23 protein-coding genes and 1 pseudogene are annotated in these 25,844 nt (G+C 46.7%); 6 read left to right on the forward strand and 18 right to left on the reverse strand.

Translation table 11 applies throughout. The features are described 5' to 3' along the window. Window positions 1–61: 61 nt before the first annotated feature. The 5 genes from pnpS to citZ form a co-directional block, all read right to left on the reverse strand. On the reverse strand, window positions 62–1,801 hold the full coding sequence (pnpS, locus tag ACWJJX_RS14020; RefSeq protein ID WP_454023052.1) for a two-component system histidine kinase PnpS: 1,740 nt from the start codon (window positions 1,799–1,801) through the stop codon (window positions 62–64). Continuing rightward, window positions 1,794–2,513: a response regulator transcription factor gene (locus tag ACWJJX_RS14025; protein WP_003152457.1), complete on the reverse strand. Its 720-nt coding sequence runs from the start codon at window positions 2,511–2,513 to the stop codon at window positions 1,794–1,796. Before ACWJJX_RS14025 ends, pnpS begins: the two co-directional genes overlap by 8 nt. Window positions 2,514–2,728: 215 nt before the next feature. Continuing rightward, on the reverse strand, window positions 2,729–3,667 hold the full coding sequence (gene mdh, locus ACWJJX_RS14030; protein WP_003152455.1) for a malate dehydrogenase: 939 nt from the start codon (window positions 3,665–3,667) through the stop codon (window positions 2,729–2,731). Window positions 3,668–3,712: 45 nt separating this feature from the next. Beyond that, window positions 3,713–4,984 carry an NADP-dependent isocitrate dehydrogenase gene (gene icd / locus ACWJJX_RS14035; protein WP_003152454.1) on the reverse strand — a complete coding sequence of 424 codons (1,272 nt, stop codon included), beginning with the start codon at window positions 4,982–4,984 and terminating at the stop codon, window positions 3,713–3,715. 160 nt (window positions 4,985–5,144) lie between these two features. Then, window positions 5,145–6,263, reverse strand: coding sequence for a citrate synthase (citZ, locus tag ACWJJX_RS14040; RefSeq protein WP_017418343.1), 1,119 nt, complete (start codon window positions 6,261–6,263; stop codon window positions 5,145–5,147). Window positions 6,264–6,717: 454 nt separating this feature from the next. Between citZ and ACWJJX_RS14045 the strand changes: the two are divergent. Beyond that, window positions 6,718–6,826, forward strand: a pseudogene (locus ACWJJX_RS14045) (peptidoglycan-binding domain-containing protein); the annotation flags it as partial. 479 nt (window positions 6,827–7,305) lie between these two features. Here ACWJJX_RS14045 and ACWJJX_RS14050 read toward each other — a convergent pair. Together ACWJJX_RS14050 and ACWJJX_RS14055 are read right to left on the reverse strand one after the other, a co-directional pair. Continuing rightward, entirely contained in the window at window positions 7,306–7,716 is a 411-nt protein-coding gene (locus tag ACWJJX_RS14050) for a YjdF family protein (protein WP_077722693.1), read from the reverse strand. Window positions 7,717–8,138: 422 nt separating this feature from the next. Continuing rightward, window positions 8,139–8,603 carry a DUF441 domain-containing protein gene (locus ACWJJX_RS14055; protein WP_077722694.1) on the reverse strand — a complete coding sequence of 155 codons (465 nt, stop codon included), beginning with the start codon at window positions 8,601–8,603 and terminating at the stop codon, window positions 8,139–8,141. 97 nt (window positions 8,604–8,700) lie between these two features. On the opposite strand from ACWJJX_RS14055, the gene ytvI reads away from it, so the two are divergent. Next, the gene (ytvI, locus tag ACWJJX_RS14060; RefSeq protein WP_003152446.1) at window positions 8,701–9,816 is read left to right on the forward strand and encodes a sporulation integral membrane protein YtvI; all 1,116 of its coding nucleotides are present in this window, start codon (window positions 8,701–8,703) and stop codon (window positions 9,814–9,816) included. 32 nt (window positions 9,817–9,848) lie between these two features. Here the strand turns inward: ytvI and ACWJJX_RS14065 are convergent, their stop codons facing one another. From ACWJJX_RS14065 to dnaE, 7 genes are all read right to left on the reverse strand, one after another. After that, window positions 9,849–10,232 (reverse strand): FxsA family protein, encoded by a 384-nt coding sequence (locus tag ACWJJX_RS14065; RefSeq protein WP_003152445.1) that lies wholly within the window; start codon window positions 10,230–10,232, stop codon window positions 9,849–9,851. Between the two features lie 110 nt (window positions 10,233–10,342). Continuing rightward, complete coding sequence (gene pyk / locus ACWJJX_RS14070; protein ID WP_017418349.1) at window positions 10,343–12,100, reverse strand: pyruvate kinase; 1,758 nt, start codon at window positions 12,098–12,100, stop codon at window positions 10,343–10,345. 39 nt (window positions 12,101–12,139) lie between these two features. Further along, on the reverse strand, window positions 12,140–13,099 hold the full coding sequence (pfkA, locus tag ACWJJX_RS14075; RefSeq protein ID WP_003152443.1) for a 6-phosphofructokinase: 960 nt from the start codon (window positions 13,097–13,099) through the stop codon (window positions 12,140–12,142). Window positions 13,100–13,290: 191 nt separating this feature from the next. Continuing rightward, window positions 13,291–14,268 carry an acetyl-CoA carboxylase carboxyl transferase subunit alpha gene (accA, locus tag ACWJJX_RS14080; RefSeq protein ID WP_454023053.1) on the reverse strand — a complete coding sequence of 326 codons (978 nt, stop codon included), beginning with the start codon at window positions 14,266–14,268 and terminating at the stop codon, window positions 13,291–13,293. After that, window positions 14,253–15,125, reverse strand: coding sequence for an acetyl-CoA carboxylase, carboxyltransferase subunit beta (accD, locus tag ACWJJX_RS14085; RefSeq protein WP_003152441.1), 873 nt, complete (start codon window positions 15,123–15,125; stop codon window positions 14,253–14,255). The genes accA and accD overlap by 16 nt, the downstream gene beginning before the upstream one ends. 328 nt (window positions 15,126–15,453) lie before the next feature. Next, window positions 15,454–16,686: an NAD(P)-dependent malic enzyme gene (locus ACWJJX_RS14090; RefSeq protein ID WP_007613079.1), complete on the reverse strand. Its 1,233-nt coding sequence runs from the start codon at window positions 16,684–16,686 to the stop codon at window positions 15,454–15,456. A 139-nt stretch (window positions 16,687–16,825) separates the two neighbouring features. After that, window positions 16,826–20,164 (reverse strand): DNA polymerase III subunit alpha, encoded by a 3,339-nt coding sequence (gene dnaE / locus ACWJJX_RS14095; protein WP_454023054.1) that lies wholly within the window; start codon window positions 20,162–20,164, stop codon window positions 16,826–16,828. A 142-nt stretch (window positions 20,165–20,306) separates the two neighbouring features. Between dnaE and ACWJJX_RS14100 the strand changes: the two genes are divergently transcribed. From ACWJJX_RS14100 to ACWJJX_RS14110, 3 genes are all read left to right on the forward strand, one after another. Then, window positions 20,307–20,648 (forward strand): YtrH family sporulation protein, encoded by a 342-nt coding sequence (locus tag ACWJJX_RS14100; protein ID WP_003152438.1) that lies wholly within the window; start codon window positions 20,307–20,309, stop codon window positions 20,646–20,648. After that, on the forward strand, window positions 20,645–21,148 hold the full coding sequence (gene ytrI / locus ACWJJX_RS14105; protein WP_454023055.1) for a sporulation membrane protein YtrI: 504 nt from the start codon (window positions 20,645–20,647) through the stop codon (window positions 21,146–21,148). Before ACWJJX_RS14100 ends, ytrI begins: the two co-directional genes overlap by 4 nt. A 105-nt stretch (window positions 21,149–21,253) precedes the next feature. Continuing rightward, window positions 21,254–21,445, forward strand: a complete 192-nt coding sequence (locus ACWJJX_RS14110; RefSeq protein ID WP_003152436.1) for a hypothetical protein — start codon at window positions 21,254–21,256, stop codon at window positions 21,443–21,445. A gap of 17 nt (window positions 21,446–21,462) precedes the next feature. Here the strand turns inward: ACWJJX_RS14110 and ACWJJX_RS14115 are convergent, their stop codons facing one another. Further along, window positions 21,463–22,404 carry a DHH family phosphoesterase gene (locus ACWJJX_RS14115; RefSeq protein ID WP_003152435.1) on the reverse strand — a complete coding sequence of 314 codons (942 nt, stop codon included), beginning with the start codon at window positions 22,402–22,404 and terminating at the stop codon, window positions 21,463–21,465. 116 nt (window positions 22,405–22,520) lie between these two features. On the opposite strand from ACWJJX_RS14115, the gene ACWJJX_RS14120 reads away from it, so the two are divergent. Next, the gene (locus ACWJJX_RS14120; RefSeq protein ID WP_003152434.1) at window positions 22,521–22,823 is read left to right on the forward strand and encodes a YtpI family protein; all 303 of its coding nucleotides are present in this window, start codon (window positions 22,521–22,523) and stop codon (window positions 22,821–22,823) included. A 28-nt stretch (window positions 22,824–22,851) separates the two neighbouring features. Here ACWJJX_RS14120 and ACWJJX_RS14125 read toward each other — a convergent pair whose 3' ends face one another. The 3 genes from ACWJJX_RS14125 to ACWJJX_RS14135 form a co-directional block, all read right to left on the reverse strand. Further along, window positions 22,852–24,168 carry a CBS domain-containing protein gene (locus tag ACWJJX_RS14125; protein ID WP_003152433.1) on the reverse strand — a complete coding sequence of 439 codons (1,317 nt, stop codon included), beginning with the start codon at window positions 24,166–24,168 and terminating at the stop codon, window positions 22,852–22,854. A 139-nt stretch (window positions 24,169–24,307) separates the two neighbouring features. Continuing rightward, window positions 24,308–24,994 carry a metal-dependent hydrolase gene (locus ACWJJX_RS14130; protein WP_003152432.1) on the reverse strand — a complete coding sequence of 229 codons (687 nt, stop codon included), beginning with the start codon at window positions 24,992–24,994 and terminating at the stop codon, window positions 24,308–24,310. Between the two features lie 60 nt (window positions 24,995–25,054). Beyond that, window positions 25,055–25,822, reverse strand: a complete 768-nt coding sequence (locus ACWJJX_RS14135; RefSeq protein WP_071391504.1) for an SDR family oxidoreductase — start codon at window positions 25,820–25,822, stop codon at window positions 25,055–25,057. Window positions 25,823–25,844: the final 22 nt, after the last annotated feature.

The raw sequence follows: 25,844 nt of genomic DNA on the forward strand, positions 1-25,844 counted from the left end.
ATATCCTAACAAGATAGGTTTAACAGGTCATGAAGAAATTGTTAATCCTTTGTAAAGCTGATCACGCTGCCGGCGGCCGCTTCAGCGTCACAGTGAACACAGTTCCCTGTCCAGGCTCGCTTGTGACCTCGATTTTACCTTCATGGGCTTCTATTAAGTGCTTCACGATGGCGAGGCCGAGGCCGGTTCCTCCCGAGTTGCGGCTTCTGTCTTTATCCACGCGGTAGAATCTCTCAAATATCCGCGGGATCTCTTCTTTCTGAATGCCGATTCCCGTATCGGACACTTTGATATCGACAACGGTTTCTTTCACATGTACCGAAATCCCCACCGTCCCTTTTTCAGGCGTGTAGGTCAGGGCATTGTTCGCCAGATTCAAAAATACCTGCTTCAGCCTGTGCGCATCACCCGTCACAAAAATCGGCTCTTCCGGGAGATCGAGCTGAAAGCTGATGCCTTTTTCCTCAGCCTTATGCTGCAAAAGCGCCTCAATTTCATGCAGAATTTTTGCAGCATCAAAGGACTCTACGCGCATCGTAAAGTTTTGCTGCTCCATCTTGGATAAATCCAATAAATCCTGCACGAGAGATTGGAGCCGCTCACTTTCTTTCAGAATGATAGACAGAAAGTCTGAAAGCGCCTTTTCGTCTTTCATCGCTCCGTCTAACAGTGTTTCCGTAAATCCTTTAATCGAGGTGATCGGTGTTTTCAGTTCATGGGAGACATTGGCGACGAAGTCCTTTCTCATCTGCTCCAATTTTTTAATTTCCGTCATATCGTGAAAAACGAGGACGATGCCCTTCCATTCATCATCAGGGCCCATGATCGGAACGCCGTCAACTTCAAAGTAGCGCCGCTCAATGTTGATGGGAAGTCTGAGCAGCTGGCATTTTTTCGTCTCCGTCATAAAAATGTCTTCGACAAGCCGAATGATCTCCTCATGTTCAAACGCATCGTGGTAAAGGCGCCGAAGCAGACGTTCAGGCTTTGTATGAAACTGCTTCGTGTATGACCGGTTCACGAGATTGATAAAACCTCTCCCGTCTATTAAAATCAAACCGGATCCGATATTTTCAATGACGGTTAACAGACGATCGCGCTGCATATCCTGCGTTCTTGTCATTTCCATTAAATCAACCGCCAGGCTGTTCATCGCACGCCCGAGACGGTCCGACCGCCTTGCGTAGCCGCTGTAGGAGCGGGCGTCGTAATTCCCTTTGGACAGCTCCGTCGCCACCTTTGTCGCGGCGTCGATTGATTTTTTGTAACGGGACGTCATGTTTGTATAAAAGAAAACGATAATGATAAAAGCGGTACAAAGACTTGCTGCCAGCATGCCCCACATTTCTCCGGTAACGCTTGAACCGCCGTTGATATCCGAGGAAACGAGTACATGCCCCGCAATTTTCCCGGCGTCATTTTTTACGGCAGTGCCGCGGATGACTTTGCTTTTCGACTGTACGGCTTCCTCGCTTTTATTGTGAGAAATGAACTCCTTTACGGCTGAATCATCAGCACGACTGCCGGAATGATATACGGCGTCACCCTTCTCGTTGAGCACGGAGACGTTTATACCGAGGGTGCGGCCGGCGTCACGGATTACCGTTTCATTGCTTTTATTGCCGATTCGGCCGGTGTCAAGAAGGCCCGCTATGTATACCGATTCCTTTTTCAGCTGATCCGCCGTTCTTTCTTCAGCGGATGAAGAAATAAGCTGCTGTAAAAAAAGGCCGAGAACACTGAAAACCAATATGATACATACAACGAGTAAAGCGAACAGACGCACACGGACTTTATTCATTCATTTTTGGCTCCTCCAGTTTATACCCCAAACCTCTGATTGTTTTAATATAGATGGGTTTTTTGGTATTTGATTCGATTTTGTCGCGCAGATGGCTGATATGAACGTCAACAATCCGGGTATCCCCGGCAAAATCATAGTTCCAGACCGCGCTCAGCAGAAGATCTCTCGTCAGCACTCTTCCCTTGTGTTTTCCCAAATACAGAAGCAGTTCAAATTCTTTAGGCGTCAATTCCAGCTGTTCTGACTTAAAGTACGCTTCGTAATGCTCCGGAAGAATTTTCAGCTCGCCGATGAGGATCTGCCCGTCCTTTTCCTCTTCTCTGCCTTGTGACAGCGAAGAAATGTCAGCCCTTCTTAAAATGGCTTTCACCCGCGCAGTGACTTCCCGCGGACTGAACGGCTTTGTCATGTAATCATCCGCTCCGAGCTCCAGTCCCAGCACCTTATCAAATTCCTCATCTTTTGCTGTCAGCATCAAGATCGGGACCATCATTTTCTGCTGTCTGAGCTGTTTACAGACATCGATTCCGTCCACTTTCGGCAGCATGACATCCAGTACGATTAAATCCGGATTTTCATTCTCTGCCAGCTCCAGAGCCTCTTCGCCGTCTGATGCGGTTATGACATCATAGCCGGACCGTTCCAGATTATACTGTAAAAGAGTAACGATAGATTGTTCATCATCTACAACTAAAATTTTTTTGTTCATGCTGCGCCCTCCGCTGTCTATTTTCCCCGACATCCAATTTTCTCTATTTTATGTGCTGCATATCACTTTATGATTTCATTTTATCCAATACTGCCCGTTCAGACAATTCGCCTTTTTGATCATTTTCAGAGAAAGGATCGCTTAGGGAAAAAGAAAACGCTTTCATTAATTGTAAAAAGAGGAAGGCTTCTGATTCGGAAGCCTTCCCTTTTTTCTTATGACAATACTTTCATCACGTTTTTGACAGATTCAACTGATTTACTCAGCTGCGCTTTTTCATAGTCTGTCAGTTCAAGCTCGATGATTTGCTCTAGGCCGTTTCCTCCGATAATCGTCGGTACGCCTAAGTAAATGCCTTCATGACCGTATTCGCCTTCTAAGTAAGCGATGGTCGGAAGCACGCGGCGCTGATCTTTCAAAATGGCTTCTACCATTTCAGTCAATGATGCAGCAGGCGCGTAGTAGGCGCTTCCGTTTCCGAGAAGGTTGACGATTTCCCCGCCGCCTTTTCTTGTGCGTTCTACAATCGCATCAAGACGGTCTTTCGGGATAAGCGTTTCAAGCGGAATGCCGCCCGCATAGGAATAACGGACGAGAGGAACCATGTCGTCACCGTGTCCGCCAAGAACAAAACCGGTCACATCTTTTACAGACAGGTTTAATTCTTCAGCGACGAATGTTCTGAATCGCGCAGTGTCAAGCACTCCGGATTGTCCGATGACGCGTTCTTTCGGGAAGCCTGATTCTTTGTACACCGCATATGTCATCGCATCAACAGGGTTTGTCAATACAACGATAATGCAGTCAGGAGAGTATTTCACGATCTCACGTGTGACGCTTCTCATGATTTTTTCGTTTGTAGATACGAGATCATCACGGCTCATGCCTGGTTTTCTCGCAATTCCGGCTGTGATGACGACGATATCAGAACCGGCTGTGTCCTCGTAGTTGGACGTGCCTGTGATTTTCGCGTCAAATCCTTGAACCGGACTTGCTTCGAGCATGTCTAGCGCTTTTCCTTTTGTCGGGTTTTCTAATTGCGGAATATCAACGAGCACAACGTCCGCAAGCTCTTTTTGAGCTGTAAGAAAGGCTGTTGTCGCTCCCGTAAATCCTGCTCCGATAACAGAAACTTTACTGCGTGTTTTTCCCATGATTCTCTTCTCCTTTTTTGGCTTCATTAGAAGTCTGCTTTAGGTTCAGTCCATGTTTTTGATGAGCTCTTCACCGAACTCTGAACACTTCACTTCGGTTGCACCGTCCATTAATCTAGCAAAATCGTACGTTACTACTTTTGAAGCAATCGTTTTTTCCATAGATTTAATGATCAAGTCAGCAGCCTCATTCCAGTTCAGGTGTTCAAGAAGAAGCACTCCTGAAAGGATGACGGATGACGGGTTGACCTTGTCAAGGCCGGCATATTTAGGAGCCGTTCCGTGAGTCGCTTCGAAAATCGCATGCCCTGTTTCATAGTTGATGTTCGCTCCCGGCGCGATTCCGATTCCGCCTACCTGAGCGGCAAGCGCGTCAGAGATATAGTCTCCGTTTAAGTTCATTGTCGCCACGACGTCGAATTCGCTCGGACGGGTCAAGATCTGCTGAAGGAAAATATCAGCGATGCTGTCTTTGACGATGATTTTTCCTGCCGCTTCCGCTTCGCTCTGCGCTTTATCAGCCGCTTCTTTTCCGTCTTTTTCGACAATGCGGTCATATTCAGCCCAAGTGAATACTTTATCTCCGTATTCTCTTTCGGCAAGCTCGTAGCCCCAGTTTTTAAATGCCCCTTCAGTGAACTTCATGATGTTTCCTTTGTGGACAAGCGTGACAGACTTACGGCCGTTTTCGATCGCATACTCAATGGCAGCTCTGACTAAGCGGCTTGTGCCTTCTTCAGAAACAGGCTTGATCCCGATTCCTGACGTTTCAGGGAAACGGATTTTGTTAACGCCCATTTCATTTTGCAGGAAGCTGATCAGCTTTTCAACTTCTTCAGAACCTTTCGCATACTCAATTCCGGCGTAAATATCTTCCGTATTCTCGCGGAAAATGACCATATCCGTATCTTCAGGACGTTTGACCGGAGAAGGCACTCCCGTGAAATATCTGACAGGGCGCAGGCACGTAAACAAATCAAGCTCCTGTCTCAGCGCCACGTTCAGAGAACGGATACCGCCGCCGACCGGCGTCGTCAGAGGACCTTTGATGGCGATGAAGTACTCTCTGATGTCTTCCAGCGTTTCGGCAGGAAGCCACTCACCTGTTTTATTATAAGCCTTTTCACCGGCATAAACTTCTTTCCACGTGATTTTTTTCTCGCCTTTATATGCTTTTTCAACAGCGGCTTCCAATACTTTAGAAGCGGCGTTCCAAATATCAGGGCCTGTGCCGTCGCCTTCAATAAACGGGATAATCGGATTATTTGGTACGTTTAATACTCCATTAGAGACTGTAATTTTTTCACCTTGTGACACAATATTACCTCCCAGTATGTAATTCATATTTAGAAAACATTTTATTTTTCTTGTATAAAAAATAAAATGACTTTTCTCAAGATTCTATCAAAATTGTAAACCAATCCGGGCTTGATTAACAAGAGGCTAACGACATGAAAATCACCAGCCTCCCGTTTGATCAGGCTCTTTCATCAATCGGAACAAAAGTCTGCTTATCCGGGCCCGTGTAATCAGCGCGCGGGCGGATGAGGCGGTTGTTATCGTACTGTTCAAGAATATGGGCGATCCATCCTGACATTCTGCTGATCGCAAAGATCGGCGTGAACAGATCGTGATCAATGCCGAGACTGTGGTATACAGATGCGGAATAGAAATCAACGTTAGGCGGAAGTTTTTTCTCCGACGTCACGATTTCTTCGACACGGATTGACATCTCGTACCATTTGCTTTCACCCGTCAGATTCGTCAGGCGTTTGCTCATTTCTTTTAAGTGTTTGGCGCGCGGGTCTCCATGCTTATACACACGGTGTCCGAAGCCCATTACTTTTTCCTTTTTCTCCATTTTGCTGCGGATATAAGGCTCGGCGTTTTCCACTTCGCCGATTTCTGTCAGCATTTTCATGACGGCTTCATTGGCTCCGCCGTGAAGCGGTCCTTTTAAAGCGCCGATGGCGGCAGTGATGCCTGAGTAAATATCAGATAAGGTGGCGACACATACTCTCGCCGTAAATGTTGATGCGTTCAGCTCATGATCCGCATGAAGAATGAGCGCTTTGTTAAACGCTTCCACTTCGATCGGAGAAGGCTCTTCACCGTTTAAGGTGTAAAGGAAGTTCTCCGCGATTCCGTACTCTTCCTTCGGTTCAACAGGATCAAGTCCTTTGCGGATTCTTGAGAAAGCGGCGACAATGCCCGGCACTTTCGCCTGCAGACGGATGGCTTTTCTGTAGTTCGCTTCCGGATTCATGACATCGGCTTCACTGTCAGTCAGACCGAGTAATGAAATCGCCGTCCGGAGCGCAGCCATTGGATGTACGTTATTGAGGGGATAGGATTTGAAGTGCTCAATGATTTCTTGTGGAACGGCAGCTTCTTTCGCAAGCTGTTTTTTCAGTTCAGCAAGTTCCGTTTTATTCGGCAGGCGCAGATGCCACAGCAAATAAATGATTTCTTCAAAACTTGCATTCTCTGTCAAGTCGTCAATATCGTACCCTACATATGTAAGGGTATCGTCGATAATAGAGCTTACAGATGATGTTGTTGCTACAACCCCTTCAAGACCGCGTGTTGCTGTCATATTCAACCTCTCCTTTTCAATCAAAATTCCCCTTTAAAGAGTATATAAAACATACGGCTTACTTAAAATGAGTCATGCAAACAATCCCTTTCCCCTTTAAGAAAATGCTTACATTTCACTGGTTGCGGTTACATAACCGGTATGCTTATAGAGGAACATAACAAATTCTTATAAGCTTATTTAAGTTTAAGCCTATTCTTATTATAAACAATAATCTGATTAATTTGTAGACTTTTAACTAAAAATGTTTTAAAAGCCCTATATATCAAGGCTTGGCGTTGATAAATTTAATCGCTTGCTTTCAGATGCTTTGTAAAACCATGTATTCTCATGTTTTCATTTGGGGGAGCTTTGGGGAAACATTAAAAGGACAGGCGCGACAACTTCACCGCAAATTTAATCCCCTTCTTAGGAAAGTGAATAATATGAATGGGGCAGAGTTCTCAATTTTATCGGACCGAAAACAGCAAATGCAGTCAAACGATTCCAGTCCAATGTACGGCCTGACTGCTGACGGCATTTATGGGCCAAAGACAAAGACGAAAATATGGTCCTTGCTATAATATAAAGCCTTCCCATTAATGTCTCTTAGTGGCAGCCTTATAGAATTTACGGACATTGTTAATATATCTTTACATAAAAGTTCTTACATAAAAACATCAAATAGCTCTTGAGAATCTTTTAGGTTCTGGCGGTGTTCTGTTTTAACAGCAGCCACTGTGATAGAGCTTAACGAAAATATAAGATCAACAATACAATTAGTTTTTCAAATTAATCATCTCCCTTCATAAAAAAGAGAGTTTATGATTACTTCAGCTAAGACAAGATTTTCGCTTTTGCACTCAGCCCGTAAATATCCTCATCAAACCGTTCATCAATTGAAACTGACTCATTTACTGATGTAAGTGAAGTTAAATAAATGCAGAAAAACCCTCCTCATCTCGAGAAGGGCTCGATTTCTGCTTCTTTTTTCTAAATCAGTCCGAAGAAAAAACTGATGCCGCTCAACTTTTCAATCGAAGGGCTTCATCGGGTTCTCCAATTATTTGCCCCTATGCTTTTCTTTTGCTTTTTGTTTTCTGATTAAATATTTTTGTTCCTTTATTTTTTCTCTTTGTTTTCTATTCAGTTGTTTTTTCTTTTCTTTTCTTGCTTCAAGCTCCTGTTTTATCGCTTTTTGCGCCTTAGTTGATATCCCGATATTTTTCATCTCTTTAGAAGCTTGTCGTTGCAATCTTTTTGGATTTAATTTCTTAGATTTTGCTTTAACACAAACCCCTTCTTGTCCAGTGCGGGAGAGAGTCTGTAAAAGTTGATTATGAACAAAATGCATGATTTCTGAATCCTTGGGCTCTTGTCCAAACAAATGACGAACTGCTCTTAATTTCCCATTATTCACAACTTCAATGACTCCTACCCAAAACTGACCATCGTAGTAAACCGTTAATTTCATAACGATTCCCTCCTCCTAAATTTACTGAAGAATGATGGACATCCCGAGGAGGGGAAGGTTACTGACATTTTAAATCATGCATCCGGACTACCAACCGAATTGTGTTTTTTCATTCTCATTATAAATTTAACAAACTTTCAAATTGAAGGAAAGGGTCTCCGCTTATTTTAACAACACTTCAAGTTTTGATTTGGTTCAAGTGCATAAATTCCATCAGCTTTTAATCCATTCATCAATTGGAACCGCCTTACTGCATCGCTGTCATCGCAAAATATGCGCCGGCGATTCCGAAGTTCTTTGTTACATGGTAAGCCACTTCATTCCTCGGAATAATGCAAATGGCATTTGTCTGAACTACAAAATGCGCTGCAAACTCTTATTTTCACTCGCAAAAAAAAGCAGCTTTACGCCGCTTTTTTACTTTATGGAGTGAATATTTTAACGATTTGCATGGCCAAGTAGGCGATTCCGGCGCCGATTAACGGGCCGACGGCGACGCCTCCGAAAAGCGCGACGGCAAGTATCGTGCCGATGACCAGCGCCGTTGTAATATGAGGGTCGTTTTCCAATAAGGTAAGACCGTTTTTGGCGATTAAGGCAACCGCGATCCCGGCACCGAGAGCGATCCACGCATAATATGATTTCATCGCTTCTCCGAGCTGTTTAAAACCGATATCACCTGTGGCAATCGGCACTAAAACGGCGATTGTAATGACGGTGACCCCCCAGTTGATGCCTTTTGACTGAATAACCGGAAATAGTTTCTGATCAAGACCGACAGCTTTTATCACAATGAGAAAGCCGACGGCAAAAAGCAATGACTGATTTTTGGCTACCAATGCGATGGCCAGCAATAATAGTAAAAATAAATTCGCCTGTGTAAACATCCTGAAAGCACCCTCTTTCATCATATCTGTAATCATATCCTTTTTTTTGACGAATAAACTAATGTAATAGGACGTGCCGACCGAGAGGAGGATCGATGTGAATCCGCACTATGCAACTGTTTTTTTCCGCGCGCTGTTTGTACTCGCTGCGGCCGGCGGCGCTTTAGCGGCCGGTTACGCCTCATTTCCGTTAACTTATCCGTTTCTGATCGCCCTTATTCTGTCATCAGCGATCATTCCCGTTGTTGACTGGCTGGACAAACTGACGGGGCTGCCCCGGTCAGTCAATACAGTCATTGTCCTGGTCTTCTTTTTGCTTATTCTTCTCGGCGCGGCGACATTTCTCGTTGCGGAAATCATTTCGGGAACCGCCTATCTGGCCAAAACGCTCCCTCCCCATATCAGCGCCTTTATGACGTATTGCGAAGAGCTGTTCACTTCCCGCATTCAGCCATTGTACCACGAGCTGACCGTCCTATTTAACGGGCTGGAAACCAATCAGCAGGCTTCCATCGTGACGCATATTCAGACCCTCGGTGATACAGCCGCTAAAAATGCGGGACTCATGCTTTCACATCTTTTGGAGCTGGTGCCGAAATGGATTGCCTTCCTTCCCAATACAGCTGCCGTCTTCATTTTCGCAATGCTGGCGACTTTTTTTATGACAAAGGACTGGCATAAGCTGAAGGCGCTGCTTTATTCCATTTTTCCGGAACGGGTTTCAGCAAACGCCAAGGCCGTATCGGGAGAGCTGAAAAAAGCGATGGCAGGTTTCATTAAGGCGCAAGCCGTGCTCATACTTTTCACGATGATCATTGTCTTTATCGGACTTTTTCTTTTAGGGATTGAGCATGCGGCAACCATCGCCTTTTTTATCGGCCTGGTTGATCTGCTCCCGTATCTCGGCGCCGGGTCGGTCTTTGTTCCCTGGATTATGTATTTGGCCATTGCCGGTCAGCTTCCCCAAGCGATCGGTCTCGGTGTTTTATATATTGTGGTTCTCATTCAGCGCCAGCTGACGGAGCCGAAAATTTTAAGCAAGTCAATCGGACTTGATCCGCTTGCGACCTTAATCGCCCTGTTTGCCGGCTTTAAATTGTTCGGAATTTTAGGACTGGCTGCCGGGCCCGCGCTGCTCGTTTTCATTCAGGCCTTTATCACAACGGGCGCTCTAAAAGAAATATGGGCCTATATTACTGTTCAATCCAAATAAAAACAGCAGCCCTGTAAGAAGGCTGCCGTTTTTTATTTGATAATGATCCGCTTGTTTTTTGACATCCCTCTCAGCCATTTGAACAAAAACGGCTTCATGCGGTTCCGAGTGAACGGAATCAGAAGACAGGCCCCTGCAATATCGGACAGAAAACCCGGAAGCATCAAAAGCAGGCCTCCGAAAAAGACGCATATTCCGTCAAGAAGCGCTTCCCCCGGCATTTTGCCGTGCTGCAGGTCGCGCATCACCCGATGATACACATCGGTTCCCTGTCTTTTTGCCACCAAAGCGCCTAACACGCCTGTCAAAATGATGAGAAGGAAGGTCGGAAAAATACCGAGCCATTTTCCCGCCAGCAGAAACAAACCGATTTCAATTGCCGGACATACGATAAACAGTAAGAATAACACTCTCATTTTTCTGCCCTCCTGCCCTTCTAAAAGCGCGTCACCGCCCGCATGGGAATAGGAAAATCAACCTAAAGACAAAAGAGAAGGGAGAACCCCCCTCTCTTTTTTAAAGCTGTTTAAAGAACGCTTGCGCGGCCTTCATACACAGCGCCGCGGGCAGCGTCAACTGTGATAACCTGTCCTTCTGTTAAAACTGAAGTTGCGTTCTCAAGGCCGACAATAACCGGAATGCCCAAGCTTAAACCGACAACGGCTGCATGGCTTGTCAGACCGCCTTCTTCAGTGATGAGCGCTGATGCTTTTTCAAGTGAAGCGATCATGTCGCGGTCAGTGCTTGAAGCAACCAATACTGCGCCGTCTGTCATTTTTTGTTCAGCTTCTTTCGCATTTTTTGCAACAACGACCGGACCGAATGCAGATTTGCGTCCGATGCCTTGCCCTTTCGCGATAATGCTGCCGACAGTGTGGACTTTCATCAGATTCGTTGTGCCTGATTCACCGACAGAACCTGCTGTAATGACAATCAGATCACCGCGTTTCACGATGCCGCTGTCAAGTGATTTTTGAACCGCGTCTTCAAGCATTTCATCTGTAGAATTCGCGTTTTGGCCGCTTGACGGGAATACACCGAATACAAGGCCGAGTTTGCGTGATACAGACTCATTAACCGTAACGGCTACAATCGGAGCCTGCGGACGGTATTTCGCGATCATACGCGCCGTATGGCCGCTTTCTGTAGGCGTCACGATAGCTGCCGCACTCAGATTGATCGCCGTGTGCGCAACTGATTGGCCGATCGCATCGGTAATCGTCATGCCGACCTGATCTCTGCGTTTAGACAGAATTTCTTTATAGTTCAGAGATTCTTCCGTGCGTGTGGCAATGTTAAACATTGTTTGAACCGCCTCAACAGGATATTGTCCCGCAGCCGTCTCACCGGAAAGCATGATCGCATCTGTGCCGTCGAAAATGGCGTTAGCAACGTCACTTGCTTCAGCACGTGTCGGACGAGGGTTGCGCTGCATGCTGTCTAGCATTTGTGTCGCAGTAATAACCGGTTTGCCCAGCGCGTTGCATTTTTTGATCATTTCTTTTTGCACGAGCGGCACTTCTTCGGCCGGAATCTCTACGCCGAGGTCTCCGCGCGCTACCATTAGGCCGTCAGATACTTCCAGGATCGCATCCAGGTTGTCCACGCCTTCCTGGTTCTCGATCTTAGGAATGATTTGAATGTCAGACGCGTTATGCTCTTCAAGCAGTTCGCGGATTTCCAGGACATCCGTAGAACGGCGTACAAATGACGCAGCGATGAAATCAACGCCTTGCTCGATACCGAATACGATGTCTTTGGCGTCTTTTTCAGTAATTCCGGGAAGGTTGACGCTGACGCCGGGAACGTTTACGCCTTTTTTATTTTTCAGCGTGCCGCTGTTTAAGATTTTTGTTTTGATTTCGTGTTTTTCCGGATTTGATTCCAGCACTTCCAATCCGATTAAACCGTCATCCAGCAGGATGATAGACCCTGCTGACACGTCGTCTGCCAGGCCTTCATAAGAAACTGAGAATTTTTCAAGCGTTCCCAGCACCTGTTTCGTAGAAACGATAATTTCATTTCCCGCCTGAAGCTCAAGCGCGCCGTTTTCCATATCGTGCGTGCGGATTTCCGGACCTTTCGTATCGAGGAGAATCCCCACGTTTTTGCCGAGCTTTTTGCTGGCTTCTCTGATGTTTTTGATTCTTGCGCCGTGCTCTTCGAAATCACCGTGTGAAAAATTCAGACGAGCAACGTTCATACCCGCTTCCATCAATTTTGTCAGCATTTCTACACTTTCACTGGCCGGACCGATTGTACAAACGATTTTTGTTTTTTTCAACTCGTTCACTTCCTTCTGAAATCTTCAGCTTCTTCCGCCTTAAATAGACAGTTCTTTTGAAAGCTGATACATGTTTGGTTCAACAGTATGTTTTGATTCTAAAATTTCTATAATATCATGGTCTACAAGCTTGTTGTTTTGTATACCTACGCAGCGTCCGCCTTTTCCTTTAAGCAGAAGCTCAACCGCGTAAGCGCCGAGGCGGCTTGCAAGAACCCGGTCAGAAGCGCTTGGAGATCCGCCGCGCTGGATGTGCCCTAAAACGGATACCCGTGTTTCAAGGTTCGTTTCTTCTTCGATGCGTTTTCCGAATTCAACCCCGCTGCCTACCCCTTCTGCAACGATGATGATACTGTGTTTTTTGCCGCGGTCGTGCCCTCTCTTCAAACGGCCGATAATTTCCTCCATATCGTAGTCCGCTTCAGGAATTAAAATTGATTCCGCTCCGCCTGCAAGACCTGCCCATAAAGCAATGTCGCCCGCATGGCGCCCCATCACTTCAATAACGTATGTACGCTCATGAGACGTAGCGGTGTCACGGATTTTATCAATCGCATCAATTACGGTGTTTAACGCCGTATCAAATCCGATCGTAAAATCAGTTCCCGGGATGTCATTATCTATCGTACCCGGTACACCCACACACGGAAACCCGTGTTCCGTTAATTTTTTCGCACCCATGTATGAACCGTCTCCGCCGATGACGACAAGACCTTCAATGCCGAGTTTCTTTAAATTTTCGATTCCTTTTTCACGGCCTTCAACTGTTTTGAATTCAGGACATCTGGCCGTATACAGCTTTGTTCCGCCGCGGTGGATGATGTCACCGACCGAACCCAGCTCCAGTTTTTCTATTTTTCCGCTGATTAATCCTGAATAACCGTTATAAATTCCGTACACTTCGACGTCGTGGTAGATAGCTTTCCGCACAACCGCGCGCACCGCAGCGTTCATACCCGGGGAATCCCCGCCGCTCGTTAGTACTCCTATACGCTTCATTTCCTATTCACCTCAGCAACATATATATGTTAAACATATCATGATCATTGCCCTAAAACAATGAAAAGGGACGCCTGAGCTCCCATGAAACCTTACCTATTATACAATTAAATAAATTGTTTTTAAATAAAATTTAAGGAATATCACAAAAATCACAAAAAATAAACGTGAGCCATAGGCTTCACGTCTATTCAGTTTACCCCGATATATTGATCCTCAACCGAAACTTTCCCGATTGCTTTATATTTTTCATAGCGCTGTGAGATCAATTCTTTGGCGTTCAATTGAAGAAGAGATTTTAACGTTTCTTTAAGAATACCGTCAATGTAGCCCGCCTGCTGCTTGATATCATGGTGAGCTCCGCCCTTCACTTCTTTAATCATATCATCAATAATTCCTAATTCTAATAAATCGGGCGCAGTAATCTTCATGGTTTCGGCCGCTTTTTTCGCAAGGCTGGAGTCTTTCCACAAAATGGATGCGGCTCCTTCAGGAGAAATAACGGAATACGTCGAGTTCTCAAGCATCAGCATGCGGTTGCCCACACCTAACGCAAGCGCGCCTCCGCTGCCGCCTTCCCCGATGACGATACAAACGACAGGCACTGTCAGGCCGGCCATCTCGAACAGGTTCTTGGCGATGGCTTCACTTTGTCCCCGTTCCTCCGCCGCTTTACCCGGGTACGCTCCCTTCGTGTCGATGAAGCAGATAATCGGGCGGTTGAACTTATCCGCCTGCTTCATGAGACGAAGCGCTTTGCGGTAGCCCTCAGGGTGAGGCATCCCGAAATTGCGGACAAGGTTTTCTTTCGTGTCTTTTCCGCGCTGATGTCCGATGACGGTGACCGGCATGCCGTGATATTTGGCGACTCCGCCGACAATCGCAGCATCATCTCCGTATGTTCTGTCTCCGTGGCACTCAAAAAAGTCGGTAAACAGGTATTGAATGTAATCAAGCGTCGTCGGCCGGTCGGGAAGGCGTGCGATCTGCACTCTGTCCCACGGCTTCAGATTTTTATAAATCTCATCCTGGAGCTTGCTGAGCCGGTCTTCAAGCCTTGCGATTTCAGCGCTTAAATCCATCTCCGAATCTTGGGTGAATTTTTTCAGTTCGGCGATTTTCGTCTGCAGTTCAATCACCGGTTTTTCAAATTCTAATCTTGCAGCCACTCATGCTCACCTCCTGTTTGGTGCATGTCCAGCAGAAATGCGAGTTTGTCTTTCATGTCGTTTCGGTGAATCACCGCATCAAGCTGGCCGTGCTTTAATAAAAATTCCGCCGTCTGGAAATCTTCCGGCAGTTTTTCCCCGATCGTCTGTTCAATAATACGTCTTCCGGCAAATCCGATCAAGGCGCCCGGTTCAGCGAAATTATAATCACCGAGAGACGCGAAACTGGCCGATACGCCGCCTGTCGTCGGGTGGGTCATGACAGAAATAATCAGTCCCTGCTCCTCACTGAACAGTTTTAATGCAGAGCTTGTCTTTGCCATTTGCATAAGACTTAAGACCCCCTCCTGCATACGTGCGCCGCCGGAAGCGGTAAAGATGATAAATGGGACTTTTTCCTCTTTTGCTTTTTCAATTGCAAGCGTGATTTTTTCGCCGACAACCGAACCCATGCTGCCCATTCGGAATGTTGAATCCATGATTGCGATCACGGCAGGGAATCCGCTGATGGTTCCTTTGCCGGTAACCACCGCTTCATTCAGCGATGTTTTCTCACGGTCTTTTTCGATTTTTTCTAAGTATTCCGGGAAACCGAGCGGGTTTTCAGATATCATTCCCTGGTTGAATTCTTCGAATGAGTCTTCATCCAGGAGGCTTTCAATGCGCTGCTTTGCATTCATCGGGAAATGGTGCCCGCAGTTCATGCAGACGCGCAGGTTTTTATCTAACTCTTTTGTGAGCATGATTTTTTTACATTTGGGGCACTTTGTCATAATGCCTTCCGGAACATCATGTTTTGCCTGCTCAGACGGCACGGAAGCATATTTTTTCTTTTTTGTGAATATATCCTTTAACAAATGATTACCTCCCTTTTGTGAAGGGTTCTCTTCACTGCATGTCTTCCGATTAGATAGACTTAATAATAACTTTACCGAAACTATTGTACTTTTTTTGTCAAACGGTGTCATCCTCCATTCGACATTTTTTGCTGCAAAACAGACGGAAACGGACGGATTTCATACCGTCAAAAGCGTTGTTCAGCCTTATCTGTCAGCGTTTTCAAAAGAAATAAGGATTCTGCTGAAATTTTTTTAAGACCTGCCCTTAAAAAAATGCCGGCAGTCCGTATATTGAACAGCAGCGCGTTGTTTTTTCCAACGCGCTGCCATTTCAATTTTTGTGTTATTATTCGCCGATGACCGTGAGCTGTCTTGTTTTTTCAGCCACTTCTTCAGGATCGACCGTAATTCTGGCGACGCCCGTTTCCATCGCTGCTTTCGCAACAGCTTTCGCAACGGCAGGAGCCACGCGTTTGTCAAACGGAGCCGGGATGACATAATCAGCGCTTAATTCTTCCTCTGAAACAAGGGAAGCAATCGCTTCAACCGCAGCAATTTTCATTTCTTCGTTGATGTGAGTCGCGCGAACGTCAAGCGCCCCGCGGAAAATTCCAGGGAATGCCAGCACGTTGTTAACCTGGTTCGGGAAATCAGAACGGCCTGTTCCGATTACGCTAGCGCCGGCTGCGCGCGCGTCTTCAGGCATGATTTCCGGATTCGGGTTGGCCATTGCGAAGATAATCGGATCTTTCGCCATGCTCTCCACCATTTCTTTCGTCAGCGCGCCTTCGACTGATACGCCGATAAAGACGTCTGCATCTTTAATGACATCCTGTAGCGAACCGTCGTTGCGGTCTTGGTTTGTAAACTTGGCCACTTCGTTTTTCACCGCGTTCATGCCGGCCGGACGCCCTTCGTAAATCGCTCCTTTAGAGTCGCACATCACGATGTCGCGTACGCCGAAATGGTAAAGAAGCTTGATGATCGCGATGCCTGCCGCTCCCGCTCCGTTTGCCACAACTTTAATGGATGACATGGATTTTCCTGATAATTTCAGCGCGTTTACAAGTCCGGCAACGGTTACGATGGCAGTGCCGTGCTGATCATCGTGGAAAACCGGAATGTTTGTTTCTTTTTTCAGGCGCTCTTCGATAATGAAGCAGTTCGGCGCCGCAATATCTTCAAGGTTGACACCGCCGAATGTCGGTGCAAGCAGCTTTACAGTGTCAATGATTTTGTCCACATCGTTTGTGTCAAGCGCGATCGGGAATGCATCCACGCCCGCGAAACTTTTGAACAGCACCGCTTTCCCTTCCATGACCGGAAGTGAAGCTTCAGGCCCGATATTACCGAGACCGAGAACGGCTGATCCGTCTGTTACGACTGCTACCATGTTCCCCTTCATTGTATAATCATATACTTTATTTTTATCGTCATAAATCTCTTTACAAGGCTCAGCTACTCCGGGAGAGTAGGCAAGGCTTAAGTCGTCCGCGTTTCTGACTTCTACCTTTGCTTTTGATTCCAGCTTTCCTTGATTTACTTTGTGTAAATGTAACGCTTCTTCTCTTAATGACATTCTAAACACTCCTTTTAAGTACTTTGTTACATATTCTGCCGCATAGACTGGTACAATCGCTGGAGGTGAAAAATTTCAGAATCTTTAAATAAGATAGCACAATTGTTTCAATTGTATAACAAAACGATTATTGTTACCACTATTTTAACACGACGTTTTCGCGGCCCAGCAGCTCTTTTAAACGGTATAACGCCTGATGGTCCGCCTGAATATGAAAAGTATCCGGCAGCCTGATCGTCTGCTTGTCTTTTTCATAATATAGATAAACGCCGGTTTCCCCTTTATGCTCCAGTAAAATACGCTTCATCTTTTCCAAAAACTCCTGATTGTGCCGGCTGCCTTCGATTTTGATGTAAACAGACGGCGCTCTGTCTGCCTCCGTCTGCTCAAGAAGAGAGGCGGATGACATGATGAATTGTGTCTTCTCCTGACGCTCTTCCATTTTTCCGGCGGCGAATAAAAGCGCGCCTTCTTTTAACAGCGGAGACAGCCTTCTATATTGGTCAGGAAACACGACGGCTTCCATTTCTCCCGTTTCATCGCTTAATGTGAGAAACGCCATATGCTGACCTGTCTTTGTCCGAATCGTTTTGATGCCCGCGAGCAAAGCGCCGATTGACAGCTGTCCCTTCGGCATCTGCCGCGCTGCTGTGATCGCTTGCGCCCCCCGTTTGTTCAGGAGATCCCTGAAAGCAGACAAAGGATGGCTTGAGAAATAAACACCGAGAGCTTCTTTTTCGAACCGAAGCTTGTCCACGAGCGGAAATTCCTCAGCCTCTACATATTTTGGCTTAATGGAGAACGATTCTTCCAAAAACAATCCCATTTGGTCATCGTCTGCACGAAAAAGTTCAGCGTGCTCTAAAGCCACATCAACGGAAGCCAGCAAGGCGGCGCGATTTTGATTGAATTCGTCCATGGCGCCAGAAAATATAAGGGCTTCGATGGTTTTCCGATTCACGCTTTTTGCAGGTACGCGAAAGCAGAAATCGAAAAGATCCTCGAACGGTTTATGTGTTCTTGCTTTATAAATATCTTTCACTGCCGAGACGCCTACGTTTTTAACGGCCCGCAAACTGTATCTGACGGCTCCGTTTTCCGGCGCAAACGGAAAACCGCTTTTGTTTATTGACGGCGGAAGGACTTGAATCCCGCTCCCCTTCGCTTCATGCAGATATTGCGATATTTTGTCCTCATTGCCGATGACGCTCGTCAACAGCCCGCACATAAAATATAACGGATAATGCGCCTTTAAATAGGCGAGCTGATAGCCGATCATGCTGTATGCGACAGCATGGCTTCTGTTGAAGCCGTAGTTAGCGAATTTTACAATCAGATCGTAGACCTCGTTTGCAGTGACTACAGAATACTCCTTTTTTAAGCACCCTTCAACAAAATGGCTTCGCTCTCTGTCCAGAATGTCCTTTTGCTTTTTGCTGACAGCCCGTCTGAGCAGATCCGCTTCACCTAATGAAAACCCTGCCATGCGCGAGGCGATCATCATTATCTGCTCTTGATAGACGATGACGCCGTAAGTGTCACTGAGAATATTTCTTACGTCCTCGTGCGGCACTTCCACACGCGCGCGGCCGTGCTTCCGATCGATAAATAACGGAATATTTTCCATCGGTCCCGGCCTGTAAAGCGCGTTCACCGCGACAATGTCTTCCAGTCTTGACGGCTTCAGGCGCTTCAGCACGTTTCTCATTCCTGATGATTCCAGCTGAAAAATGCCCGTCGTATCACCGTTTGACAATAGCGAGAACGTTTTTTCATCCTGATAAGAAATCTCGGAAAAATCAATTTTCGTATTCGTCTCTTTTTCAATCATCGTTTTAATGGATTCAATAAGCGTCAGGTTGCGCAAACCTAAAAAGTCCATTTTCAAAAGACCGAGATCTTCCAGGTGATCCATCGCATACTGCGTTAAATACACGCCGTCATGCCCTTCTTGAAGAGGGACAACTTCCGAAAGCGGCTCTTTACTGAGAACGACCCCGGCCGCGTGTGTTGACGTGTGTCTCGGAAGACCTTCAATTTTCCTTGCGATCTGAAACACTTTATGAAGAACGGAGGATTCGGACAGCCGCCTGTTCAGCTGAGCGGACTGCCGCCTCGCCTCCTTAAGCGTCATTCCCGGTTTTGACGGAATCAGGCGGGCAAGCTGGTCGGCTTCTTTCGGGCTGATTCCGAACACTCTCCCGGTATCCCTTAACGCCGCCTTTGCGGCCAATGTCCCGAAGGTGATAATCTGGGCGACGTGCATGGCCCCGTACTTATTTTGCACATACTGAATGACCTCATCCCTTCTCGTATCAGGGAAATCGATATCAATATCCGGCATGCTGATCCGCTCGGGATTAAGAAATCTCTCAAACAGCAGAGAATGTTTAAGCGGATCCACGTCGGTAATGAAAAGCGAGTAAGCGACAAGCGAGCCTGCCGCGGACCCCCTTCCCGGGCCTGTCACAATGCCCTTTTCATGCGCGTACTTCATAAAGTCCCATACGATGAGAAAATAATCACTGAATTTCATGCGCCTGATGACGTCCAGCTCATATTCAAGCCGGCGGACAGCCCGCTCATCAGGAGTGCCGAAACGGAGACGCAGCCCCTCATGACAGACTTCCGCCAAATAGTCATCGGCTGATTTGCCGTCCGGCGCCGGAAAAGACGGAAGCTGTGTCTGTCCGAGGCTGACATCGACCCGGCATTGCCGGGCGATACGCGAGGCTGCTTCAATCGCCTCCGGATGCCGCGTGTAAAGCTCTGTCATTTCTTCAGGCGCCCTCAAGTATAAGTCCGGCAGATTCCCGCTCTGATCCTCCCATTTCTCTCCGGCTTTAATAGCGCACAGACAGCGGTACGCATCTTGATCTTCTTTCTTGATATAGCGGACATCCCCCGCAGCGCAGACAGCGATTTCCGTCTCGGCTGACAGGCGGAGAATCTCTTCTGATAGCGTCTCATGTCCTTTAAACGGCTGGTACCCTAAATAAAAACGGCCGTCTCCGAACAGCTCCCGGAATCCTTCGGCAGCCCGGACAGCTTCTTCAAACTTCCCGGCTTGAAGCAGGCTTTCAATGTACCCGTTTTCACCGGGCGTAATGGCGATCAGCCCCTCATGATAGCTCTTCATCCATTTTCGCTTCATGCCGCCCTTTGCCATGGATTGCAGCGCACTTGAGATTTTCACCAGGTTCTGATAACCGGTGTTTGTCTCCGCTAAAAGAATGAGCGGGTGTGCTTCAAGCTCTGTATCGTCCGTGTATATAGAAGCCGTCAGACCGATAATCGGCTTAATTCCGTTTGATTTGCATGCTTTATAAAACTCAATGGCGCCGTACATCACATTTTCGTCCGTCAGCGCCAATGATGAATATCCGAGTTTCTTCGCTTGTGTAACAAGCTCTTTTACAGAAGCGGCGCTGTTTAACAGGCTGTAGCCGCTATGTACTTGCAGGTGAACAAAAGACAATGCCGCCACTCCTTTCCCATACGTTCATTTTGCCTTTCTACATTATAAGACGGGTTTTCTTAAGAAACAAATGTTCTTTTTTGACTCATCATCATACTTGTCCGTTTCGCTCAATATGATAGAAAAGTGAGGTGGTGTATATATGGATCAGGAAGCCGGCTTTATGGCGAATTTCATCAGCAGTTATTTTATCGCTCTCGGTGTGTTGCTCGGAGGCGCGCTGATCGGCGGACTAGGAGCTTATTTATCAGGCGAGCCTCCGCTGACGGCGATCACAAAATTGGCGAACAGACTGAAGATCTGGGCGCTTGTCGCGGCCATCGGGGGAACATTTGACGCGGTATACAGTTTCGAGCGGGGGCTGTTTGAAGGCAACACGCGCGACATCTTCAAACAGCTTCTTTTAATTATTTCAGCAATGGGCGGCGCGCAGACCGGCTGGCTGATTATTTCATGGCTGACCCAGGAGAATATGTCATCATGAGAATTCCAGAGTATTATAAAAAACCGGGATGGCAGCGTTTTTTTGCGGGAATGATGTGCGGAGCCATCGTCAGCTGGCTGTTCTTTCTGTTTACATACGGAACGTTTCAGGAAGAACAGGTGACGTTAATTGAAAAGCAGCGGGAGCACGCGCGGGATTTAAAAAACCAAATCTCCATCTATCAGAAAGATCTTCATAAATTAAATGAGGATAATAAGCAAAGACTTCTCATCCAAAGTGTTGATGTGAAGCTGATTAATGGGGAAAAATACAGAATTACCCAGCCTGACAAGATGAAATTTGAGGAGCAGGTGAAAGATAATATTTCTGAAGTCATCACAAAGGATATTGAAAGCGTGTATAAAACAAAGGAACTTTTAAAACGGACGATCGAAAACAAAATATACACCATAAATGAGAAGGAATTTAAAGCTGAAGTAAAGGAACTGACGATTTATACGAGATTGTCTGTCGAAATTCATATTTCTTTTGCGACGTAATTATGTCATTTTTAAAAATTTTCCATAGATCTGTCGCTTTTTTCTCCGCTTTTTTATAAACTGTAGATGAGACATTTTCAACGATTCTGAAGGGAGGAAGGGAAAATGGAGGTTTTTAGTGAACGCCGCTTGGCAAAAGATCATGCAGCCCGAATCAGACAAGGCTATTCCGCATATGCAGAAACAGACACACTCGCTTCCCTCATAAAAAAAGAACTCCAAATCTGTAATCTCCGCGTCTACGAAGACCTGACTGAATTCGGCTGCTGGTTCATCCCCGTGACAGATGAACACTAAGAAAGAGGGTCTCCCCTCTACTTGTGTTCGTTACATACCTCTTCCAGATCAGCAAGAATCTGATCGGTTTCATCCCAGCTGAAGATGGATGCGCCGGCCGCAAGCGGATGTCCGCCGCCATTGTATTTCCGGGCAATTCCGTTGATGACCGGACCTTTTGAACGGAACCGGACTCTGATTTGATCGTCTTCTTCTACGAAAAACACCCAAGCGCGGATACCCGAAATATTTCCGAGTGTTCCGACAAGCTGCGACGCTTCAGAAGCGGTGGTTCCATATGTCTCCAAAATGTCTTTTTTAATGAAAACGGAAGCGACGCCGTTTTCAGACAGTGACACATTTTGATAAATAAAGCCGTTAAGCTTCACCACATTTAACTTTGTTTCATACAATTGATTGAACAGCTCTGACGATGAAAATGGGAACTCAATGAGCTCTCCCGCGTATTTTAATGTCTTTTTTGTGGTGTTCGGGAACAAGAAGCGCCCCGTATCACCGACGATACCCGCGTAGATCAGCTCAGCTGCTTTCGTATTCAGTTTCCAGCCGTGCTGCTTTCCTTCCAGGTACAGCTCATAGATCATTTCGCTTACGGAGCTTGCATTCGTATCGACCCATAACAGATCGCCATACGGATCTTCATTTGGATGGTGGTCTATTTTCATGAGCTTTGCGCCGGAATGGTAGCGCTGATCGTCGACCCTGCCTTGGTTTGCGGTGTCGCACACGATGACAAGAGCATCTTTATAGGTTTCGTCATCCACCTCATCGAGGGAATATAAAAAAGACAAGGACGGTTCAGGCTGTCCGACGGCAAAAATATTTTTTTCGGGATACGTTTCCCGCAGGATTTCCGTAAGGCCGCACTGCGAACCGTAGGCGTCCGGGTCAGGCCTCACATGTCTATGTAAGATAATGGTGTCATATAATGATATGGTTCTGATCAGTTCGGATTTCATCGTTTTCTCCTTTTCGTTTTTATTCATTTAATCATACTCTTTATCCATGGAAAAGGAAAATCTTTCAGCAACGGTATAAACGGTTTTGCAAACTCATATAATGGAGGATTTCATTTATGCTGGTTTTTGTTTTTCTCATCGGGCTTTCTGCCTGCTTTTACGTGTATTACAAAGTAAAAGGAATCCAGACGAAACGGGCGCTGGAGAAGGAATGTTTTTCGGCTAAATCAAGTATGGCATTAGGCGCGCTGGTGCTTTTGTACGGAGTAAACCAAATGATTCTGTTCCACTCCGTTCTGACCCTGGTCATCGGCGGCGTCTTCATTTTAATCGGAGCAGGCAGCGCATGGGCCGGGTATAAAGCCTATAAGCATTATGAGCCCATCCATGCAAAGGAAGCGGAGAGGGACCACGCATAATGAATGCCAAGGGACCCGGGTGTGTCCCTTAACTTCTCTCCATCAGCTGCACCATGAGCATCGCTTTTGAAACGATGCCGCTTTGGCTTGACACTTCCACTTCCATTTTCCCGAATTTCCGGCCCGCCTCTAAAATGCGCGGTTTCACTTCAATGACCGACTCCATCTGTACGGGCTTCAGGAAGAAAATCGTAATGCTTTCAATGACCAGCTCGCCGCGTTTGCGGGAGCGTAAAAATCGGCTGGCGGCCTGGGTTAAAATCGTGGTAAACACCCCGTAAGAAATCGTGCCGAGCTGATTGGTCATTTGCGGCGTGACTTCATATTGATAAACGGCCGGCGTTTTGTTATCTTCCTCTTCTTTAAATCCCCTTGAAACAATATCATCCAGCTTTTCTCCGACCTGAGGCTGCTTTTGAACCATCTGAAGCGCTTTTAAGACATCCTGGCGGCTGATCATTCCGATCAGTTTGTGATGCCCGTCTGTCACCGGAAGCACTTCAATTCCTTCCCAAACCATCATTTGAGCCGCTGAGGCGACAGATGTTTTTCCGATCACCGTGACAGGGTTTTTGGTCATTACTTTTTCAATGGGAACTGACCGGTCATGCCCCGCGATATCTTTCGGCGTGAGGATTCCGTGGATTTTCATCTGCTGATCGATAACCGGAAAGCGGCCGTGTCCGGTTTCATAGTTCTTTTCGTACCATTTCTCCAGTTTATCCTTAGGGAACAGCGTCACTGTCCGATCTGCGGGCGTCAAAATATCTTCCACGAGCACAATCTCTTTTTTTATGAGCTGATCATAGATCGCCCGGTTGATCATCGCGGCTACCGTAAAGGTATCGTAGCTCGTGGAGAGAATCGGAAGCTCAAGCATATCGGCCAGCTCGATAATGCTGTCGTCGGTATTAAACCCTCCTGTTACCAAAACGGCCGCGCCCGCTTCAAGCGCCTGGCGGTGGGCGTTGATTCGGTTCCCGACGATTAACAGGTTCCCCGCCGCCGTATAACGCATCATCGCGTCAAGCTCCATCGCCCCGATCACAAACTTATTCAACGTTTTATGCAGACCTGCTTTTCCGCCGAGCACCTGGCCGTCGATCACATTGACGACCTCAGCGTATGTCAGCTTTTCAATATTTTCTTTTTTCTTCTGTTCAATCCGGATGGTCCCCACACGTTCAATAGTGGAAACGAATCCTTTGTTTTCGGCTTCCTTAATGGCTCTGTAAGCCGTTCCTTCACTGACTTTCATTTCTTTCGCAATTCTTCTGACCGAAATTTTTTCACCGACAGGAAGCGAATCTATGTATGATAGGATTTGTTCATGCTTTGTTGCCAAGCGTTTCACCTCTAAGGACAGTCTTCTGCTTTTATTATAAGGGTACGGGGGATTCATTCGCAATGAGACGCCCGAAAAAAGGCGGCATCACAAAAAAGACCTTCTGAATGCTTGATTCAGAAGGTCTTTGACACATATGTCAGGCAAGCTCAATGGTCTCGCCGACCGCCATGACTTTGCCGACGCCTCCGGGCAGACTTTCAGCGAAAGCGTCAGGGTCCTGTTCAATGACGGGGAATGTATTGTAATGAACGGGAACGACCTGTTTCGCTCTCAGCCATTCAGCCGCGAGTTTCGCATCTTCAGGCCCCATGGTGAAGTTATCACCGATCGGCAGAAACGCCAGGTCAATGTGATTCAGTTCCCCGATCAGTTTCATATCTGAGAACAGCGCCGTATCGCCGGCGTGGAAAATCGTTTTGCCGTCAATCGTTAATAAAATCCCGGCCGGCATCCCGGTGTATGTGATGGTTTTGTTTTCTTCATCAGTGACCGCCGATCCGTGGAACGCCTGTGTCAGTTTTACTTTGCCGAAATCAAATTGGTGCGCCCCTCCGATATGCATCGGGTGGACCTTTAAACCTTTAAAGCCGAGATAAACGGCCAGCTCGTTCGGCGCAATGACGAGCGCATCGTTTTGTTTGGCGATCTGCTCTGTATCTCCGACATGGTCATTGTGTCCGTGAGTAAGCAGGATGACATCCGCTTTCACTTCTTCCGGTTTCAAATTTGTCAGACTGTTTCCGGTCAGAAACGGATCAAAAATAATGTTATGGGTTTTCGTTTCCACTTGAATGACAGAATGTCCGTGATAAGTCACTTTCATCGTTTTCACCTCATAAAAAATTAATATTTATCAAGTTCCCTTTTTGACAAACGAAAAAACTTACAGGGATTGATGCCTGTTAATCACATTCAGCCCGCCTGTTGCTTCAATGACCGTTCCGGTTACAAGATCGGAATCTTCTTCACATAAAAAGGCGATGATTCTCGCAATGTCCTCTCCGGTTCCGGACCTGCCGATCGGCGTCTTTTCTTTGCCGATTTTCTGTCTTGCTTCCTCTATAGACGCTTCTTTCATATCTCCTACAATATCGCCCGGGCAGACCATATTGGCTGTAATGCCTGATTCGGCTTCTTCAATCGCAATGGTTTTCGTTAACGAAGCCAATCCGACTTTAGCCGCTCCGAAAGCGGAACGGTGAAGCCAGCCGGGGGCATGGTCCGCTCCTTGAAAACCGTATGTAATAATCCGGCCGAACCGCTGCTGTCTCATGACCGGGATAACCGCTTTAAACAGATGAAAAACGGCGCTTAAATTCCCTTCAAGCATGCCATACCATTCGTCATCGGAGTAATCGGCAAGCTTTTTGCGCTCAAATATGTACGGCCCGGCATTGTTAATCAGTATGTCAATCCTTCCAAACTGCTGAAGGGCTGCATCGGCGATCCGCATGAGATCTTCTTTCCGGGTTACATCGCCCTTAACGAATTGCAATCTGTCATGGCACCCGGGATAATCCGCCTTCAGACAAGCGACCGCTTCTTCGTCCTGTCTGTAATTCACTGTGACAGAAAATCCTTTTTCCAGAAGCATTTCAGTCACTTTTCGGCCCAATCCCTTTGTACCGGCAGTGATTAGAGCATGTCGCACATTGAATACCCTCCCCAGGCAA

It is taken from the genome of Bacillus sp. YH3-2-B2 (assembly GCF_053663335.1).